Genomic DNA, 16259 nt, shown 5'->3' with positions numbered 1-16259 from the left:
GATGAATGAGCAACGGTATGGGGGCCGCGCGCTGGCGATGATCGTCGCCGCGCTGCTCGCCGTGGCCGGATTCCTCGGTTACCGGGGCGAATTGCCGGGCTGGCCGACCGGGGCGAGCGAGCTCCCCGCACCGATCATCGAGCAGCCCCCGCCGCCGCTGGACCCGCTGGCCGTCGCCGCTGTGGTCGATCCGGCGCTGGTGGATATCAGCGCGTCGGCCGCGCCGTTCGGGCTCGGCGCCGCCGGCTCGGGCATCGTGCTCACCCCCGACGGTCAGGTGCTGACCAGCCACCATGTGGTCAAGGGCGCGGACACGGTGAGCGTCACCGATGTGGGCAACGGGCGCACCTACGACGCCGTCGTGCTCGGTTACGACGCGGGCGTCGATATCGCGCTGCTCGCGCTGTCCGGCGCGGCCGATCTGGTAACCGCGCGCATCGGCAGCTCGGCCGGCGTGCGGGTGCGCGACGAGGTGCTGGCCATCGGCAACGCGGGCGGGCTCGGCGGTACGCCGACGGCGATCCAGGGCACGCTCACCGATCTGGACAGCACTATCGTCGCGTTGAACTCCGCCGACCTGTCGCGCAAGCCGCTCACCGGGATGCTCGAGGTCGCCGCGGCGGTCAGCTCCGGACAATCCGGCGGGGCACTGGCCGATCGCGAGGGCGCGGTAGTCGGGGTGATCGCCGCGGCGTCGGGCGATCCGGAGCGTGCGACGAGCAGGCCACCGAACGGCTATGCGGTACCGATCGATACGGCCATGCGGGTGGTCGAGCAGATCCGGTCCGGCATTCCAACCGACACCGTGCACATCGGCCCGACCGCAACCCTCGGCGTGCTGACCACCGACGCGAAACCGAGTGGGGCACGGATAGATCTGGCGCTCTACGGGCTACCCGCCTACGCGGCAGGGCTCGCGCGCGGCGAGGTGATCACGGCCGTGAACGGTCGCGTGATCACCTCGGCTCGCGCGCTGCACGCGGCGATCAACGTGCACAAGCCGCAGGACACGATCCAGCTCGAGATCCTCGACGCCGCGGGCGGCCGTCGCACGGTCACCCTGGTGCTCGCGCTGGGCACGCCGAACTAGACCAGCGACAGCCAGTAATCCTGGAACCGCAGGAAAATCAGCAACAGCACCACCGCGTAGAACAACGCGACAATGGTCCAGCGCCACTCCGCCAGCACCCGCAGCGGGCCGCGTGACCCGCCCCAGAGCTGATCGGTGACCACCGCGAGCAGCGGGGTGATGATCGCCCACACCACCATGCAGTACGGGCACAGCGCGTTGATCCGGTACAGGCTCTGGAAGATCAGCCAGCAGACGAAGCCGACCCCGGCCGCGAGGCCGAGCCACAGCCCGCCCCAGATCCATTGCGGGAACCCCACCCCGACCACCGACAGCACCCCGAGGGTGACCAGCACCGAGAAGCCGACGATGCCGATGAGCGGGTTCGGGAACCCGAACACCGCGGCCTGCTCGGTCACCATCACCGAACCACAGGACAGGATCGGATTGATGCTGCACGACGGGGTGTAGCCCGGCTCGGTGAACAGCTTGAACCGCTCGACGGTCAGTGCCACCGAGGCCAGCCAGCCGGCCAGCCCGCCGATCAGAAGAATCCAGGCGGCCCGGGGCGGGGCGGTGATCACTGCGCCGCGGCGGCGGCGATCACGGGTGCGAGGCCGCCGGGTCCCATGAGCTCTTGGCTCGACTGGATCTGCTTGCCGTTGACGAAGACCGACGGGGTCGACTTGATGCCGCTGTTGAGCACCTCATCGGTGCGGGCCTGGATGTACTTGTCGTACTTCACATCCGTGATGCAGCTCGCCACCGAATCCGGGTAGCCCGCGGCCTTCGCGATCTGGACCAGCTTGTCGTCGGTCAGGCCCGCGCCGCCCTCCGGGGGCTGCTGGGCGAACATCGCCGACACCCAGGACACGTACTTCGACGGATCCGCCTCGGCGACGCAGTAGGAGGCGTTCGCCGCGCGCGTCGAGTACCGCGTGCTGGAGGCCTTGTCCAGGAACGCGATCACGTTGTATTCGACCACCGCGGTGCCGTTCTGCACGGCCTCGTCGAGCACCTTGCCGTTGGCCTCCTCGAAGGCATTGCAGGCGGGGCACTGCAGGTCGGCGACGACCCGGACGGTGACCTTCGCATCGGGCTTGCCGATCCGGATGGCGCCGTTGTCGGTGATCGTTCCGGTGATGCCCGACGCGTTCTGGTTCGCGGCCGCCGCGATGGCCGGGCTCGGCCCCGGATCGTCCCTGCGGGCCTTCTTCACCGCGACACCGATACCGATCGCCGCGATGAGCGCGACCAGTACGGCGGCCACGGCCACCTGGATGAAGATCTTGCGGTTGCGGTCGGCGCGATCCGCCGCCAGCAGCGGATTCTTCTTCCCACCCGGGTTCTTGCTCACCGTGCGTTCACCACGCCTTTCGCTCGACTGCCGGTACCTGCCGCCACGATGGTAGAGAGCGAAACTCGTCCCCGCGTGGTCGGGCCACGGCCACATCATCGTGGGTCAACCTGAGAGATTCCGAAATATCGGGCGCAGACGCGGCCGCTAATCTCGCGCGTTGTCGGACCCGCCGGGTAGGAATGGTGGGATGACTGTCCTCGGTGCCGTATTTCGTCCACAGAATCCGCCGGAACGGCTGCGTGCCGTGGCCATGGCCGCGGAGGCGGCCGGGCTGGAGCAGCTCTGGCTCTGGGAGGACTGTTTCCTGGAGAGCGGAATCGCCAGTGCCGCAGCGGCTTTGGCATGGACCGAGCGGCTGGGTGTCGGTATCGGGCTGCTCCCGGTGCCGCTGCGGAACGTGGCGCTGACCGCGATGGAGGCCGCCACGCTCTATCGCCTGTTCCCCGATCGGGTGCACCTCGGCGTCGGACACGGCGTACAGGACTGGATGGGGCAAGTGGGGGCGCGGGTGGAGTCCCCAGTCACGCTGCTCGGTGAATATCTGGATGCGTTGCGCGCGTTGCTCGCCGGCGAACGGGTCACCACCTCGGGTCGCTACGTCCAGCTCGACGAGGTCGCGCTGGATTGGCCGCCGCTCGCGCCGCCGCGGATCTACGCGGGCGCCCGTGGACCGCGCTCGATCCGGCTGTGCGGCGCGCATGCCGATGGGACGCTGCTGGATTCGATCACCGATGCCGACGGTGTGCGCGCCGCGCGGGCGCTGATCGAGCAGGGCCGCGCCGCGGCGGGCCGGACCGACGAGCATGTGATCGTCGCGAGTCTGCTGGCCGTCACCGGCCCGGACGCCGCGGCCAGGCTGGCCGCCGAACGCACCCCGCAGCACGCGCCCGGCGCGGGCGTCGCCGGTGACGCGCATGCCGTGGCCGCCGCGGTGCGCGCACTGGCCGAGGCGGGTGCCGCGACCGTCATCGTCCAGCCGACGGCCGACGAGGCGGATCCCGAGGGATTCGTCCGCTTCGTCGCCGAGGAGGTCCGCCCGCTCGTGTGAATCGGGTCAGGCTTGGGCGAGGCGGCGCTTCTGTTCGGCTACGTCGAAATTGGCCGGCGGCCAATCGAGGTCGAGGCCGGTCAGGGCGTCGATGAGGAGTTCGGTGACGGCCAGGCGGGAGAACCATTTGCGGTCGGCCGGGATGACGTGCCAGGGGGCGTAGTCGGTGGACGTGCGGTCGAGCATGGCCTGGTAGGCCTCTTGGTAGGCGGGCCAGAAGCCGCGCTCGTCGATGTCGGACGGGTTGAACTTCCAGTACTTGTCCGGTCGTTCCAGGCGTTCCATCAGCCGCTTCTTCTGTTCGTCGAGGGAGACGAACATGGCGACCTTCACCAGCGTGGTGCCCTCGTCCACGAGTTCGCGCTCGAAGGTGTTGATCTCGTCGTAGCGCGGTTCCCACTCTTTCTGCGGAACCAGGTTGTGTACCCGCACCACCAGCACGTCCTCGTAGTGCGAGCGGTCGAAGACGCCGAGCTGGCCGCCGCGCGGCAGCGCGTTGCGGATGCGCCACAGGTAGTGGTGGCGCTGCTCCTCCTCGGTCGGTACCCCGAACGCGTGATGGTCGACGCCCTGCGGATCGACCGAACCGATGACGTGCCGGACGATGCCGCCCTTGCCTGCGGTGTCCATGCCCTGCAACACCAGCAGCACATTGCGCAGATCGCCGGATCGTCCATTGGCGTAAAGCTTTTCCTGCAGACCCGACAGCACCGTGGTGCGCTCGGCGAGCAGCTCCTGTCCCGCCACCTTGTCACCGTCGAATCCGGGCGTGCCGGAGGTGTCCAGGTCGGCGATCTGCAAGCCATCGGCTTTCAGCGCCTCGGTGGCCGGAACGGACCAGTGCTTCTTCGCCATCTCCCACAACTACCACAGCGGGTCCTCGCCTCAGCGGATGTGCGCGAGCCCGATCAGCTGGGCCGCGAAGTCCTCATCGGAGACCGGGGTGAGGATGAGGTCCTGCGACGTGGTCAGCAGGTAGCGACCGTCGCCGGTGAAATCGAGCCAGGTGCGGTGGCGCGTCGGCGGCGACATCGGATTGTCGGGTTCCACGGTGACGGTCAGGAAGCCGCGTCCGTCCACCGGCTTGCGCAGCGTCTGCCGGAATCGGGCGGCGCCGCGATGGCCGTTGGTGACGAACGGTTCGGTGCGGTCCGGGCTCAGCACCGCGTCCTGCGGCTCCCGCATGGCGGCGAGCTTGCCGACCGGGGCCGAGCCGATGATCTGCACCAGGCGCTCGCCGACCGCCCGGGCGTGGCACATCAGCACGGTCACCTTCTCCGGGGTGGCGACCAGGATGCCCGCGTGGTTGTGCACCACCGCGGCGAAGGCGAGGATGCGCTCGGTGTCGGCGCCGGAGCCGTTGCGCGGGGGCGTGTTCCGCTCGCCGGCGACGGTGATGGTGGTCGCGTCGGAGCGCCCGCACAGCATGAGGGCGGCGGCCAGGTCGGGGTCGGCCTGGCGGGCGAAGCGCTGCGGCAAACGCAGTGCGGCGTACTCGGATTCGGTGCGCACGGTGGCCGCGGGCACCATGTTGACCGGGTAGGGCCTGCGGTCGAGGCTGGTTTCGTTTTCCCAGACATGTGAGAACTCGTCCGGGGTGAGCACCCATTTCACTGTGCGGCGCCCCCATCGCCCGCGGGCAGTGGCCCCTCGGGTGGTGGGGTGAAGCGCGGCACGTGATTTCCGGAGGCGGGCATGGTCGGGGCGTAGACGTAGGTCATCGTGTCCCGGACATCGGCCTCGATATCGGCCGCCGCGCTGTCGTGCGCCATGCGCCGCTTGCCGCCGTACACGGCTTCGGCGGCCGGATCATCCAGCGGCCGATACGGCACGGGCGGTGGGATGGCGGCCCGAATTGCTTGCGCGGCGTCGCAATTCAGCTCGAGTAAGCGCGCGACCGCCCGGCAGACGTCGTGGGCGTCGGTACCGGCCAGGACGAATTGCCGGGTGGCCCGTAACGCGGCATCGGCGGCGCGGCCCGACCAGCGGGCGAATTCCCGGTTGGCGGTGTCGGAAAAGGCTTGGAACGCTTCGGCTATCGCGTCCGCGTTCGACTGCCACACCGCCGATGCGTGGCCGAGCGCGGCCGGGTCGAGCGCTTCGTGGACGAGGTCCCAGATCTCCTGGTGGCTGTAGGAGCCGAATCGTTCCCGCTCCGGCGCGTACGCGGGATCGGTTGTGCCGGAGCGTAATCCGGCCAGTTCCTGGCGGATGTGCTCGGCGGCCGCGCGGGCGGCGGAGTCTGCCACGGCGATCCTCTCAGCCCGCTCGGTGCCCGGCCGGGCCCGGTGTGATGCCGGAGCACGTCTGCGGCCCGACGCGAGGATGGTTCATCGTGCCTCTAAGTGTTCGGCGACCAGGTCCAGGGCGGCCTTGTGCGCGGCTTCGGCGTCGGCGAACTTCTTGCCCGCTGCCAGGTACGCGGCCTTGAACAGCAGCGCCGTCTCCTGGAAGGCGGCGAGCGTATCGAGGTACTGCCTGCCCTTGCCGCTGAAGCCGCGGGTAAGGCCTTGGCCGCTCGGCAGATTCGGAAATCCGGTCACCTCTGTCACCAGCTGCCCGGTGGTCATGGCCCGGTGCAGGTCCTCGACGAGCTGGTCGCACGCGGCGGCGAGATTCTCGGCGACGTCGGTGGCCAGCTCGAAGGGCCGATCCCCATTCGCGCCGGTGGCCGCCGCGTACAGTTGCCTCGCCGTCCCCTGTCCGGTGTCCGGTACCGCCATCTGGGAACCCCCTCTGTTCGGTCCACTGGCTGTTCGGTCCATTGGCGCAGTGCCGTACTGGATGGGCACTCTACCGGGCGGTAACCCCTCTGGGGACCGGCTTGGTCTCGCGCTGTGCCTGTGATGTGGGGCACGATTGTTGCATTCTTCGTCCGGCCTGCGGCGGCCGGAGGCGGTGTGCGCAGAGAGGCGGCCGGTGCCCGAAATCGATGAAGTACTGCCGAAATATCTGCGGATATCGGAGTACCTCCGCGATCGCATCGAGCGCGGTGAGCTCGCGCCGGGTGCCGAGGTGCCCTCCGAACGTGAACTCGCCGCCCAATGGCAGGTGGCCAGGCCGACCGCGGCCAAGGCGCTGAATACGTTGCGGCAGCAGGGAATAGTGGAGTCCCGGCGCGGCTCCGGAACCTATGTGGCCGACCGGCCCGGTGGTCCGGTGCTGCGCGAGCAAGTGCCGCGCTACGGTTCGGCGTATGCCGAGGACGAGTCGGTGGCCGTGCTGGCGGCCGCCCTCGTCGCCGCGCCTGCCCCGGTCGCCGAGGTGCTGGCACTGCCGAGCGGCGGCCCGGCGATCATGCGAAAGCGATTGACCGGCAACGGATCCGGTGGCAGCGAGCTTGCGACGTCCTGGTTCGACGGCGCGCTCGCCGAAGCCGCGCCCCTGTTGTTGCGGACCGAACGCCTGCCCGGCGGCACCCTGCGTTATCTCGAATCGGTGACCGGCCTGCGGGTCGCCTACCTGCGCGACCGGGTCGGCGCCCGGCTCGCCACCGCCGACGAGCGGCGCGTGCTCGGGTTGGCCAGGCCCGCCGCCGTGCTGGTCTGTCAGCTGACGCTGCACGCCGCGGACGACGCCGTGCTCCAGCTCGACGAGATCGTCCATCCGCAGGCGAGATGGCTGCCGAGCTGAGCGCCGCGCCCGCGCGGACCGATCCGGAATGCCGCCGAATGGTCGATATGCTGGGCGAATGAGCACACTCCCTGGCACGTTGGTGACGGTGGCCGAGGATCTGGACTCGGTGACCACGGTCGGCGACGAGGACGATCCCGCGGCGGCCGCGTTGGCCGCGGCCGACGTCGACGCGCTGTGGAAGTCGGTGCAGGACTGGTATCGACTGGGCACGACGCCCGCGATTCAGGTGTGCCTGCGGCGCAACGGGAAGATCGTGTTGAACCGGGCCATCGGGCACGGCTGGGGGAATGCGCCGGGCGACGGACCGGACGCGGTGCAGGTGCTCGCGACGCCGGAGACCCCGTTCTGCGGGTTCTCCACCGCGAAAGGAGTTTCCGCGGCGCTGATGTTCATGCTGGTGGAGCAGGGCGCATTTCGGCTCGAAGACCCGGTGTGCACCTACATTCCCGAGTTCGCGGCCAATCGCAAGGAGCGGATCACCATCGGCCACGTGCTGTCGCATTCGGCAGGCGTGCCGTTCGTGACGCCGCCCTACAAGGGGTTCGAATTGGTCGTCGACGAGGAATTGGCCGCGCAAGGCTTGGCCGATCTGGTCCCCAGTTGGCCGCCCGGGCGATTCCGGATCTACCACGCGCTCACCAGCGGGCTGATCCAACGGCTGCTCGTGCAGCGGGCGACCGGAAAACGCATGCGCGAACACCTCGCCGAGCAGGTGCTGGACCCACTGGGATTCCGCTGGAACAACTTCGGCGTCCGACCCGAGGACGTCGGCAAAGTCGTGGCCGGCGTGAAAACCGGGCCGGGACCCTCGCGCATCTCGAAATACCTGGCGCGCAAAGCACTCGGCGGCGGGATGGGCGGCGCGGTCTCGGAATCCGCGACCCGGACCTTCCTCACCGCCGAACTCCCGTCGGGCAATCTCGTCACCACCGCCGTCGAACTGTCCCGCTTCTACGAAATCCTCGCGCGCGGCGGCGAACTCGACGGCGTGCGGGTCATGCGGGAAAGCACGCTGCGCGACGCGATCCAACCGGCCGACCGCATGCCCGGGCTGGCCGGGCGGGTGAGCCGGGCCGGATTCGAACTGGGCGGACGGAAATCGAAGTTCGGGCGCAACACCCGGACCCACTTCGGCCGCAGCGGACTGACCACCCAGTACGGCTGGGCCGACCCGGCCCGCGGGCTGGCCGGGGCAATCCTGACCAGCGGCAAGGCGACCACCGACACGCAGCGGCCGTGGCAGCTGGTCGCGCAGGTCTCCGACCGTGTCGGGCTGAGCGACCGGCCGAGCTGGTGGTAATCGGATCCACAAGCCCCGGAAAGTAGGGTCGGCGCGAAAGTCGCTGCGGTGTAGCAAATCTGGACATTCGACCGATAGGGGACTCGGGTGCGGTGAGCGCGCTCATCTCGAGTTGGAGGTCAACCATGTCGCAGTGGAGGAGAAGTTCGCGCACCGTTCGGCAGTCGGTGCTGCTGGCCGCCGTCGCCGGGACGGTGGCGCTCGCTCCCGCCGCGCTTGTCATACCGGCATTCGCAACCCCTGATCAAACCCCGGCTACCACCGCACCCGCCACCATCGCGCCGGTGACCACGGTGCCGCCCGTGACGACCGCGCCGCCGGTCACCACCGTGCCGCCGGTGACCACCGCGCCGCCGGTGACCACGACCCCGCCGGTGACGACCACACCACCGGTCACCACCAAGCCGCCGGTCACCGAACCGCCCGTCACGACCCCGCCACACCCGAAACCCGCTGAGCCGGAAGATCCCTACGGTCCGGACGGCTACGACGTCTGGGGCTACGACCGGTGGGGTTACGACCGCTGGGGCTTCGACAGGTGGGGTTACGACCGACAGGGCTACGACGTGCACGGCTACACCGCGCAGGGCTGCGCCCGCTCCGGCGAGGACCGGCCGGACGCCGACCGGGTGGCCTGCGAACTGCGTCGCGCACGCCCGTCCACCGGCAGCGCGGGCAGCTGAACCTCGAAACTTCGCGCCCATCGACCCGTAGCGCAGGAAACCGCGCGGGCGGGTCGATGGGCAAGGCCGGTCAACCGGTGCAGAGGGCGGCGTCGATGACGTTGTTCATGGCGGCCCGGTGCAGGAAAGTGGTGACCGGGTCGGGGAACTGGTTCATGCTGAGGGTGACCGCGCGATCCGCCGTCGCGGCATTGACGACGACGAAGCCGGTCATCGCGCCGCCGTGGCTCCAGCTGTCGAGGCCACAGGCGTTGACCCGGCGGAACAGGCCGAGCCCGAAATCGTCGTCGCGGAACGGATCGCCGGATTCGACGGTGCGTTGCATATCGGCCAGCTGCGCGGGCGGGAGCAGTTCACCGGACAACAAGGCCATGAAGAACCGATTCAGATCGGCCCCGGTAGAAACCATCGCGCCGTCGGACAGGCCCCAGCCGGGATCGATATCGGTGATGTCGACCAGCACGCCGTCGAACTCCTGATAGCCGCGCGGGTGTGGCTGCCGGATGACGTTCTCCAATGGGAACAATGGCCAATAGGTGTCGCGGAGACCGAGCGGGAGAATGATCCGCCGGGTCACCTCCAGGCCCACCGGCTGACCTGTCAGCCGGTGGATCAATTCGCCCGCCAGCAGAAACCCGGTATTGGAGTAGCCGGTACTCGAGCCAGGCGCGAATTCGGCGGGCTGGTCGAGACCGAGCCGGATCAATTCTGCCGGTGACCGCGGTGTCTGCAATTCGGCGACGGAGGCAAGACTCAACTGCGGCAGGTAATCCGGTATTCCGCTGGTGTGCTGCAACAGATCTCGCACGGTGATCAGATTTCCGTCGCCGCCGGGTCCGGCGACCACGCCCGGCAGGTATTGCTCCACCGGCGCATCCAACTGCACCCGCTGTTCCGCAGCCAGTTGCAACAGCACCGTGGCCACGAAAGTCTTGGTGTTGCTGGCGATCCGCACTTGCGCGTTATCCGGGAAAGCGCCGCCGGTAACCAGATTCCCAGCGCCACTGTCGAGTTCGGTGCTCAGGCCGGCACCGCCGACTACCAACTGAGCGCCCGGGACACCGAGGGCCAGCACCAATTGATCGAGCTCCGCTTGCAGCTGTTCGGTGGGCGAACCCGGATCGGCGACCGCTACCGGCGCCCCGGTCACCATCGAAACCGCCACTGTCACAACGCAGGCCGCCACAACCAGCAAATGCCGCACCAGTTCTCCGATTTCGTCGCCTGCTCTCCTCACGGCCCCGAAATCGCGTTCACGCACCGGCGAGGGTGACACCACGGCGAATGTTGGCGGCACAACTACGTTCTGGATGGACACTAGAGGTATCCCCGGCGAGCCGAAGATCGTTTCCGACTCGCGTAATCCAGTCCGGTGTTGCGTCTACCCGTTCACGCAGGCCTGGTGGCGCTGACGTACTGCAGCAGCCGGTGCACGTCCTGCTCGATATCCACCAGCCCCGCCTCGGCGAAGAGGTCCGGGAACGTCCTGGTGTCGAAGACGCGCAACCCGCTCCACCCGCCGACCACCCGGCTGACCTGCCCGAACGGATTGTCCGCGCGGTAGCTGGTGGTGATGGCGATCCGCCCGCCCGGCGCGAGCACGCGCAGCATCTCGCGGGTGGCGGCGAGCGGGTCGGGGATCAGATAGAGCGCGCCGAAGCAGCACACCGCGTCGAACGTGCCGTCGGCGAACGGGAGCACCCGGGCATCGCCGCGCAGATAACCGACGCGCGGGCCCGCGTTGTCGGTAACGGCCCTGGCGAGCATCGGCTCGGAATAGTCGAGGCCGACGGCGAAGCCGTCACCGGTCAACGCCTTGCTCAGGTGGCGGGTGAAATTGCCGGGCCCGCAGGCGATATCGAGCACCTTCTGCGCACCGTCGAGCCGCAGCGTGCGCACGGCATCGCGGCGATCCGAGGCCGTGCTGCGCCCGCTGGCCAGATAGAACAGCGTGGGTCGCCATGCCCGCTCGTACACCGCGGCCAGCGCCGGATGGTTCATGGTGCGCCGTGCCAGGTTCAACCGATCACTCCTGCATTCGTCCACCGCGCTGTCTTCAGGCCCGCGCGACCTCGATGGTCATCCCCGCCGCGCGCAGCCGCTCGGTGAGCGCGTCGCCCATCGCGGCGCCAGGCGTGAGGACGCCTGCCAGCTCGGGTTGCTTGTCGGTGTCGAACGCCAGGCACAGCCCGCTTTCGCCGAGCAGCACCGCCGTCGCCTTGTAGCCGGGGTCGCCCTTACCCGAGAAGGTCGCCACGTACTTCGCGCCCGAGGAGGTGCGGGTGAACGTCTTCATGGCGAACCACCCACTCTCGCGGGCTTTCTCGCTCGGACCGGTGCCCGGCTTCGGCAGCACCCGGTCGAGCAGCTTGCGCCCGACCGCCACCCGGGACAGCACCGCGCCCGCGGCCATGGTCGCGACGATGCCGCCCGCCATTCCCGCGGCCACCAGCGGTGCGGCGGCCGAGGTGCCCGCGTTCATCACCTCGCGGTAGCGGAAGTTCTTGCCGTACACCCAGCCGAGCAGGCCGTTGGTCCGGCGCACGATCTTGGTGTTGTGCGCGGCCATGACGAACGTGCTCACCCAGCCGTCCAGGCTCGGGTCGATGGCGCTGGCGCGCGAGAGCGCCTGGTCGGACTGGCGGCCGACGTCGGGATCCATCGACTTGTCCGGGCTCAGCGAGTACGGGTGCGACAGCACCGAACCCTTGCGCGGGTCGGCGGCGATGGCCTCCATCATGGCCCGGCCCGAGTCGATGGTGCCGCCGCTGACGCCACCCTTGAGCGAGGCGACCAGCGTGGTCTCCTCCAGCTCGCCGGTGTTGTCCGCGAGCGAGCGCCGGTACAGCTGATACACGCTCAGATCCGACGGAATCGAGTCGTACCCACAGGAATTCACGATCTTCGCGCCGGTCGCGACGGCCTGCTCGTGGTACTCGTCGATCGCGTCCCGGATGAACAGCGGCTCACCGGTGAGATCGGCGTAGTGCGTGCCTGCCTTCGCGCAGGCGGCGACCAGCGGCAAGCCGTAGCGCAGGTACGGGCCGACCGTGGTGACGACCACCTTGGTCCGCGCGGCCAGCGCGGCGAGCGCGGCCTCGTCGGTCGAGTCGGCCACCACCAGTCCCCAGTCCGCGGCCACCGGGCCGAGCTCGGTGCGGACCTTGGTGAGCTTGTCCAGCGAGCGGCCGGCCAGCGCGATGCGCGCGGATTCCGGTGCGGCGGTGAGCAGGTACTCCGCGGTGAGCTTGCCTACGAAACCCGTCGCGCCGAAGAGGACGATGTCGAATTCGCGTGTGTCTGCCATGTTTTTCCGTTCTGCGGGTCAGGCATCGGTGCTGGGCTTCGGGACTTTCTTCGCCTTGGCGCGCGGCTTCTTCGGCGCGGCCGGCGGATGCTCGGCCAGCCAGGCGTGATGGGCCTTGCCGAGCTCGGTGACGGGGGGCTCGTCGTAGAGCCATTCACGGGAGATCTGATGCCAGTTCGCGGTGCAGCCGAGCTGGCCGAGCATGCCGAAGGTGAGGAAATCGGCCCGGCGGGAGAACAGGTGCTCCGGCGGCAGGTTCTGCTGTTTCATCCCGGCGAACTCGCTGGCTCGCGGATCGACGGCGAGCAGGAACGCGCCGCTGGCCAGCTCCGGAGTGATCGTCAGGTCCTCGTCGATCAGACACCATTCGGAGGCGGCGAGCACGTATTCCAGACATTCCTCGGCGCCGATCTCGTCCGGCGAGTCGATCACGCCGCGCTCGATCATCAACTCCCGCAGGTCTTCGGCGCGGTCTTCGGCGGCCGCGCGCAGGCAGGTCAGCTCGAACTGCACGTGCTCGGGGTCCATCCGGTTGAACAGGCCGAAGTCGAGGAAGCCGACCTTGCCGTCCTCGGCGAGCAGCACGTTGCCCGGGTGCGGGTCGCCGCAGAACTCGTTGAAGGTGAACAGCGAACCGACGTAGAAGCGGTAGATGATCTCGCCGATCCGGTCGCGCTGCGCGTCCGGCAGCTGCCGGATCTCCTCGAAGCCCTTGCCCGCCACGTACTCGCTGACCAGCACGCGGGTGGTGCTGAGCTCCGGCATCGACCGGGGCACCACGATGAACGGATGCCCGGCGTAGAGCTCGGCGATCTGCAACTGGGTGTTGGCCTCGGCCTGGTAGTCGAGTTCGCTCTCCATGTTGAGCCGCAGCTCGTCGAGCACGGCCGGGGTCACCCACGGCATCGCCGATTGCAGCACCCGGCGGAACATGGCCAGGTTCTTCAGGTCCGCGCGCACCGCGGCGTCGATGCCCGGGTACTGCACCTTCACCGCGACCCGCCTGCCGTCGTGCAGCGTGCCCCGATAGACCTGGCCGATCGAGGCGGCCGCGATCGGCTCGGCCTCGAACTCGGCGAAGATCTTGTTCAGCGGCTGGCCGAAATCGTCCTCGATCACCTGGCGCATCGACTCGAACGACACCGACGGCGCGGCATTGCGCAGCACCGCGAGCCGCTTCTGGAACCGCTCGCGATGCGCCTCCGGCACCAGGTCCATATCCAGCACGGACATCATCTGCCCGAGCTTCATGGCCACGCCCTTCATGGTGCCGAGCACCATGACCACCTGCTCGGTGGTGCGAATCATGGACTCCTCGGCCATCTTCGCGCGCACGGCCTCGGATCTACCCCGCATCGACAGCCGCGCGCGTTGCGTGCGAATCACCGAGCTGGCTGCGACGGCACCTAGCTTGGTGCCACGAGCAAGCCGAGAGGTCGGTACTTGCTTCGCCATCGAGGTACCTCCATTGGTGCCAGTGCGCGGGGCGGTGACGTGGCCCACGGGGCGCACCGCTCGGGTTCAGAGTAGCCAACCTCGCGGCAAAGTCGAGCCCGTCGTCACACTTTTGCTAGCACCCCAGCTAGCACCCCGGAAGTCGGGCGATTGATCAGTTCGCCGAGTTCGCACCGGGTGTCGGGAGCACGTGCGGCTGCGCGTTGAACACCTCGCGCGAGCCGTTGGCACGCGCCATCCCGTCGATCGCACTCCAGGCCATCATGGTCAGGTAGTCGATCACCTGTTCGCGCGACATCGTCTTGTTGGTGGTCCACCAGTGCGTAGCCAGCTGGATGCCACCGACCAGGACATAGGACCAGAGCATCGCGCCCTCGGTCTGGATGCCCTTCGCGGTCGCGCGATCGATGATCACCGCGGCGACCACCTCGGCGAAGAGTTTCTCGAATTCGGCGAGCGAGGACTGATCGGCCGAGCCGTTGCCCATGATGAACCGATAGACCTCGGGGTCCTCGTCGACCGTGCCGACGTACTCGCCCAGTGCCGAACGGACCAGCTGATATTCGTCCGCGTCGAGGCTGATCGCGCCGTAGACCCGTGGCATCAGGGTGGTCTCGATGAACCGCTGCATGGTCGCGTGGACCAGGTCGTTCTTATCGGAGAAGTACCGGTAGAGGACGGTTTTGGAGACGCCGATCTCGGCGGCGATCTCGTCCATGCCGGCATTGGAGCCGCGTGCTCGAACAGCGGCAAGAGTGCCGTCGACGAGTTCCTCGCGGCGGTCGATCTTGTGCTGGCGCCATCGGCGTTTGCGGCCATCCTGTCGGCCGGTGCGCACCGCCGCCGGTCGGTCGGCGATCTCGCCGACGTCGACAAGGTCATCGGTGGACAGCGTGGGCTCCCTTGTTAGTCGGATTCTCCGTTCGCCTCCAGCTTATGTCCCGGTCGCTGGTGATATGCGCGTTTGGGTCGGGATGCGACAGGTTGCACATCTTCCGCGCCTCAGGCCAGCCCGCCGTCCGGCACAGCAGAATGGAGCCATGGAGAAAGCTCCCGGCAACATCGCGGTCCTGGAAACGCCCCCGGCGCCCGCGGCGGCCGCCCCGTTCGGCTTCGCCGCGGTCCTCGACGAGGAAAGCAAACGCCGCGACCTCTGGCGGATGAAGGCACTGGCCACCGGACTGCTCGCCGTGGCGACGGCGATCTACCTGTTCTGTCGCTGGCTGGAATCGCGCGGCAGCGACGGGTGGGTGGACTATGTGCGCGCCGCGTCCGAGGCGGGCATGGTCGGCGCGCTGGCCGACTGGTTCGCGGTGACCGCGCTGTTCCGGCATCCGCTCGGCCTGCCCATCCCGCACACCGCGATCATCCGCAAGAAGAAGGACCAGCTCGGCGAGAGCCTCGGCACCTTCGTCGGCACCAACTTCCTGGCGCCCGAGGTCGTTTCGGCCAAGGTGACCTCGGCGCAGATCTCCTGGCGGGTCGGCCGGTGGATGGCCGATCCCGGCCATGCCGCCCGGGTGGCCGAGGAGAGCTCCACGCTGCTGCGCGCGGTGGTCGGAGCGCTGCGCGACGAGGACGTCGAGCAGATCATCGACCAGACGATCGTGAAGCGGATCGCCGAACCGCTCTGGGGTCCGCCGATCGGCCGGGTGCTCGCGGAGTTGCTCGCCGACAACCGGCAGCTCGCGCTGATCGACCTGCTCGCCGAGCGCGCGCACCAGTGGGCGCTGGGTTCGCAGGAGACGATCGACCGCATCGTCTTGCGCGACGCACCGCAGTGGGCGCCGAAATTCGTCAACATTCTGTTGTCCGAACGGATCTACCGGGAGCTGGTCGAGTTCACCTGGAAGGTCCGGTCCAATCCCGAGCACGAGGTGCGGCTCGCGGCGAATCGCTTTCTCGAGGAATTCGCCGACGATCTGCAGCACGACGACGCGATGATCAAGAAGGCCGAGCGGATCAAGGCGCAGATCATGGGCCGCGAGGAAATCACCGGGATGGCCGAGGCAACCTGGCGCGCGGCCAAACGTTTGATCTTGGAATCGGCCGACGACCCGAACAGCACATTGCGGCGTAAGGTCGGCGAGAACGTGCAGCAACTCGGCGAGCGGCTGCGCGACGACGCCGACATGCGCGCGAAGGTGGACGGCTGGATCGACCGGGGGGCAAGGTATCTCGTGGAGAACTATGCCGGGGAGATCAGCACCCTGGTCACCGATACGGTTGCCAGGTGGGATGCGGACGAGGCAAGTAAGAAGATCGAATTGCAGGTCGGGCGTGATCTGCAATTCATCCGCATCAACGGAACGGTCGTCGGTTCGCTTGCGGGCCTGGCGATTTACACGATCTCGCAGTTGATGTTCGGCGGCTGAGCAGCAGCGCGCCGAATGTTTGCCGA

Annotated in this window: 17 protein-coding genes; 6 read left to right on the top strand and 11 right to left on the bottom strand. The window is 68.5% G+C overall.

Annotation, left to right across the window (positions count from 1 at the left end; genetic code table 11):
- The first annotated feature begins 1 nt into the window (after position 1).
- Entirely contained in the window at positions 2 to 1090 is a 1089-nt protein-coding gene (locus IBX18_RS01790) for a S1C family serine protease (RefSeq protein WP_194832028.1), read from the top strand.
- Here the strand turns inward: IBX18_RS01790 and IBX18_RS01785 are convergent.
- Positions 1087 to 1653 carry a vitamin K epoxide reductase family protein gene (locus tag IBX18_RS01785; RefSeq protein WP_194832027.1) on the bottom strand — a complete coding sequence of 189 codons (567 nt, stop codon included), beginning with the start codon at positions 1651 to 1653 and terminating at the stop codon, positions 1087 to 1089. The two genes, IBX18_RS01790 and IBX18_RS01785, sit on opposite strands and share 4 nt — an antisense overlap.
- Complete coding sequence (locus IBX18_RS01780) at positions 1650 to 2426, bottom strand: thioredoxin domain-containing protein (RefSeq protein WP_306796093.1); 777 nt, start codon at positions 2424 to 2426, stop codon at positions 1650 to 1652. Before IBX18_RS01780 ends, IBX18_RS01785 begins: the two co-directional genes overlap by 4 nt.
- 190 nt (positions 2427 to 2616) lie before the next feature.
- Between IBX18_RS01780 and IBX18_RS01775 the strand changes: the two genes are divergently transcribed.
- Positions 2617 to 3477 (top strand): LLM class flavin-dependent oxidoreductase, encoded by an 861-nt coding sequence (locus IBX18_RS01775; protein ID WP_194832026.1) that lies wholly within the window; start codon positions 2617 to 2619, stop codon positions 3475 to 3477.
- 6 nt (positions 3478 to 3483) lie between these two features.
- Here the strand turns inward: IBX18_RS01775 and IBX18_RS01770 are convergent, their stop codons facing one another.
- The 4 genes from IBX18_RS01770 to IBX18_RS01755 form a co-directional block, all read right to left on the bottom strand.
- On the bottom strand, positions 3484 to 4332 hold the full coding sequence (locus IBX18_RS01770; protein ID WP_194832025.1) for a polyphosphate kinase 2 family protein: 849 nt from the start codon (positions 4330 to 4332) through the stop codon (positions 3484 to 3486).
- 30 nt (positions 4333 to 4362) lie between these two features.
- Entirely contained in the window at positions 4363 to 5082 is a 720-nt protein-coding gene (locus IBX18_RS01765; RefSeq protein ID WP_228540251.1) for an ESX secretion-associated protein EspG, read from the bottom strand.
- A gap of 5 nt (positions 5083 to 5087) precedes the next feature.
- Positions 5088 to 5726, bottom strand: coding sequence for a hypothetical protein (locus IBX18_RS01760; protein WP_306796092.1), 639 nt, complete (start codon positions 5724 to 5726; stop codon positions 5088 to 5090).
- 81 nt (positions 5727 to 5807) lie between these two features.
- Positions 5808 to 6200 (bottom strand): hypothetical protein, encoded by a 393-nt coding sequence (locus tag IBX18_RS01755; RefSeq protein ID WP_194832023.1) that lies wholly within the window; start codon positions 6198 to 6200, stop codon positions 5808 to 5810.
- Between the two features lie 196 nt (positions 6201 to 6396).
- On the opposite strand from IBX18_RS01755, the gene IBX18_RS01750 reads away from it, so the two are divergent.
- The 3 genes from IBX18_RS01750 (at position 6397) to IBX18_RS01740 (ending at position 9096) form a co-directional block, all read left to right on the top strand.
- The gene (locus IBX18_RS01750; RefSeq protein ID WP_194832022.1) at positions 6397 to 7110 is read left to right on the top strand and encodes a GntR family transcriptional regulator; all 714 of its coding nucleotides are present in this window, start codon (positions 6397 to 6399) and stop codon (positions 7108 to 7110) included.
- Between the two features lie 58 nt (positions 7111 to 7168).
- The gene (locus IBX18_RS01745) at positions 7169 to 8413 is read left to right on the top strand and encodes a serine hydrolase (RefSeq protein ID WP_194832021.1); all 1245 of its coding nucleotides are present in this window, start codon (positions 7169 to 7171) and stop codon (positions 8411 to 8413) included.
- Between the two features lie 125 nt (positions 8414 to 8538).
- Positions 8539 to 9096 carry a hypothetical protein gene (locus tag IBX18_RS01740; RefSeq protein ID WP_194832783.1) on the top strand — a complete coding sequence of 186 codons (558 nt, stop codon included), beginning with the start codon at positions 8539 to 8541 and terminating at the stop codon, positions 9094 to 9096.
- 70 nt (positions 9097 to 9166) lie between these two features.
- Here the strand turns inward: IBX18_RS01740 and IBX18_RS01735 are convergent, their stop codons facing one another.
- From IBX18_RS01735 to IBX18_RS01715, 5 genes are all read right to left on the bottom strand, one after another.
- Positions 9167 to 10249, bottom strand: coding sequence for a serine hydrolase (locus tag IBX18_RS01735; RefSeq protein ID WP_194832020.1), 1083 nt, complete (start codon positions 10247 to 10249; stop codon positions 9167 to 9169).
- Between the two features lie 236 nt (positions 10250 to 10485).
- Positions 10486 to 11118: a methyltransferase domain-containing protein gene (locus IBX18_RS01730; RefSeq protein ID WP_194832019.1), complete on the bottom strand. Its 633-nt coding sequence runs from the start codon at positions 11116 to 11118 to the stop codon at positions 10486 to 10488.
- 34 nt (positions 11119 to 11152) lie between these two features.
- Positions 11153 to 12403 carry a trans-acting enoyl reductase family protein gene (locus IBX18_RS01725; protein WP_194832018.1) on the bottom strand — a complete coding sequence of 417 codons (1251 nt, stop codon included), beginning with the start codon at positions 12401 to 12403 and terminating at the stop codon, positions 11153 to 11155.
- Positions 12404 to 12421: 18 nt separating this feature from the next.
- Positions 12422 to 13858 (bottom strand): AarF/ABC1/UbiB kinase family protein, encoded by a 1437-nt coding sequence (locus tag IBX18_RS01720; protein WP_194832017.1) that lies wholly within the window; start codon positions 13856 to 13858, stop codon positions 12422 to 12424.
- Positions 13859 to 14012: 154 nt separating this feature from the next.
- Positions 14013 to 14696: a TetR/AcrR family transcriptional regulator gene (locus tag IBX18_RS01715; protein ID WP_107659606.1), complete on the bottom strand. Its 684-nt coding sequence runs from the start codon at positions 14694 to 14696 to the stop codon at positions 14013 to 14015.
- Positions 14697 to 14898: 202 nt separating this feature from the next.
- Here IBX18_RS01715 and IBX18_RS01710 point away from each other — a divergent pair, with 202 nt between their 5' ends.
- Complete coding sequence (locus IBX18_RS01710; RefSeq protein WP_186818796.1) at positions 14899 to 16233, top strand: DUF445 domain-containing protein; 1335 nt, start codon at positions 14899 to 14901, stop codon at positions 16231 to 16233.
- Positions 16234 to 16259: the final 26 nt, after the last annotated feature.

This window comes from Nocardia sp. XZ_19_369 (assembly GCF_015355715.1).
GTDB lineage: Bacteria > Actinomycetota > Actinomycetes > Mycobacteriales > Mycobacteriaceae > Nocardia.
The sequence above is the reverse complement of the archived record's forward strand: the minus strand, read 5'-3'. Positions and strand labels throughout refer to the sequence as shown.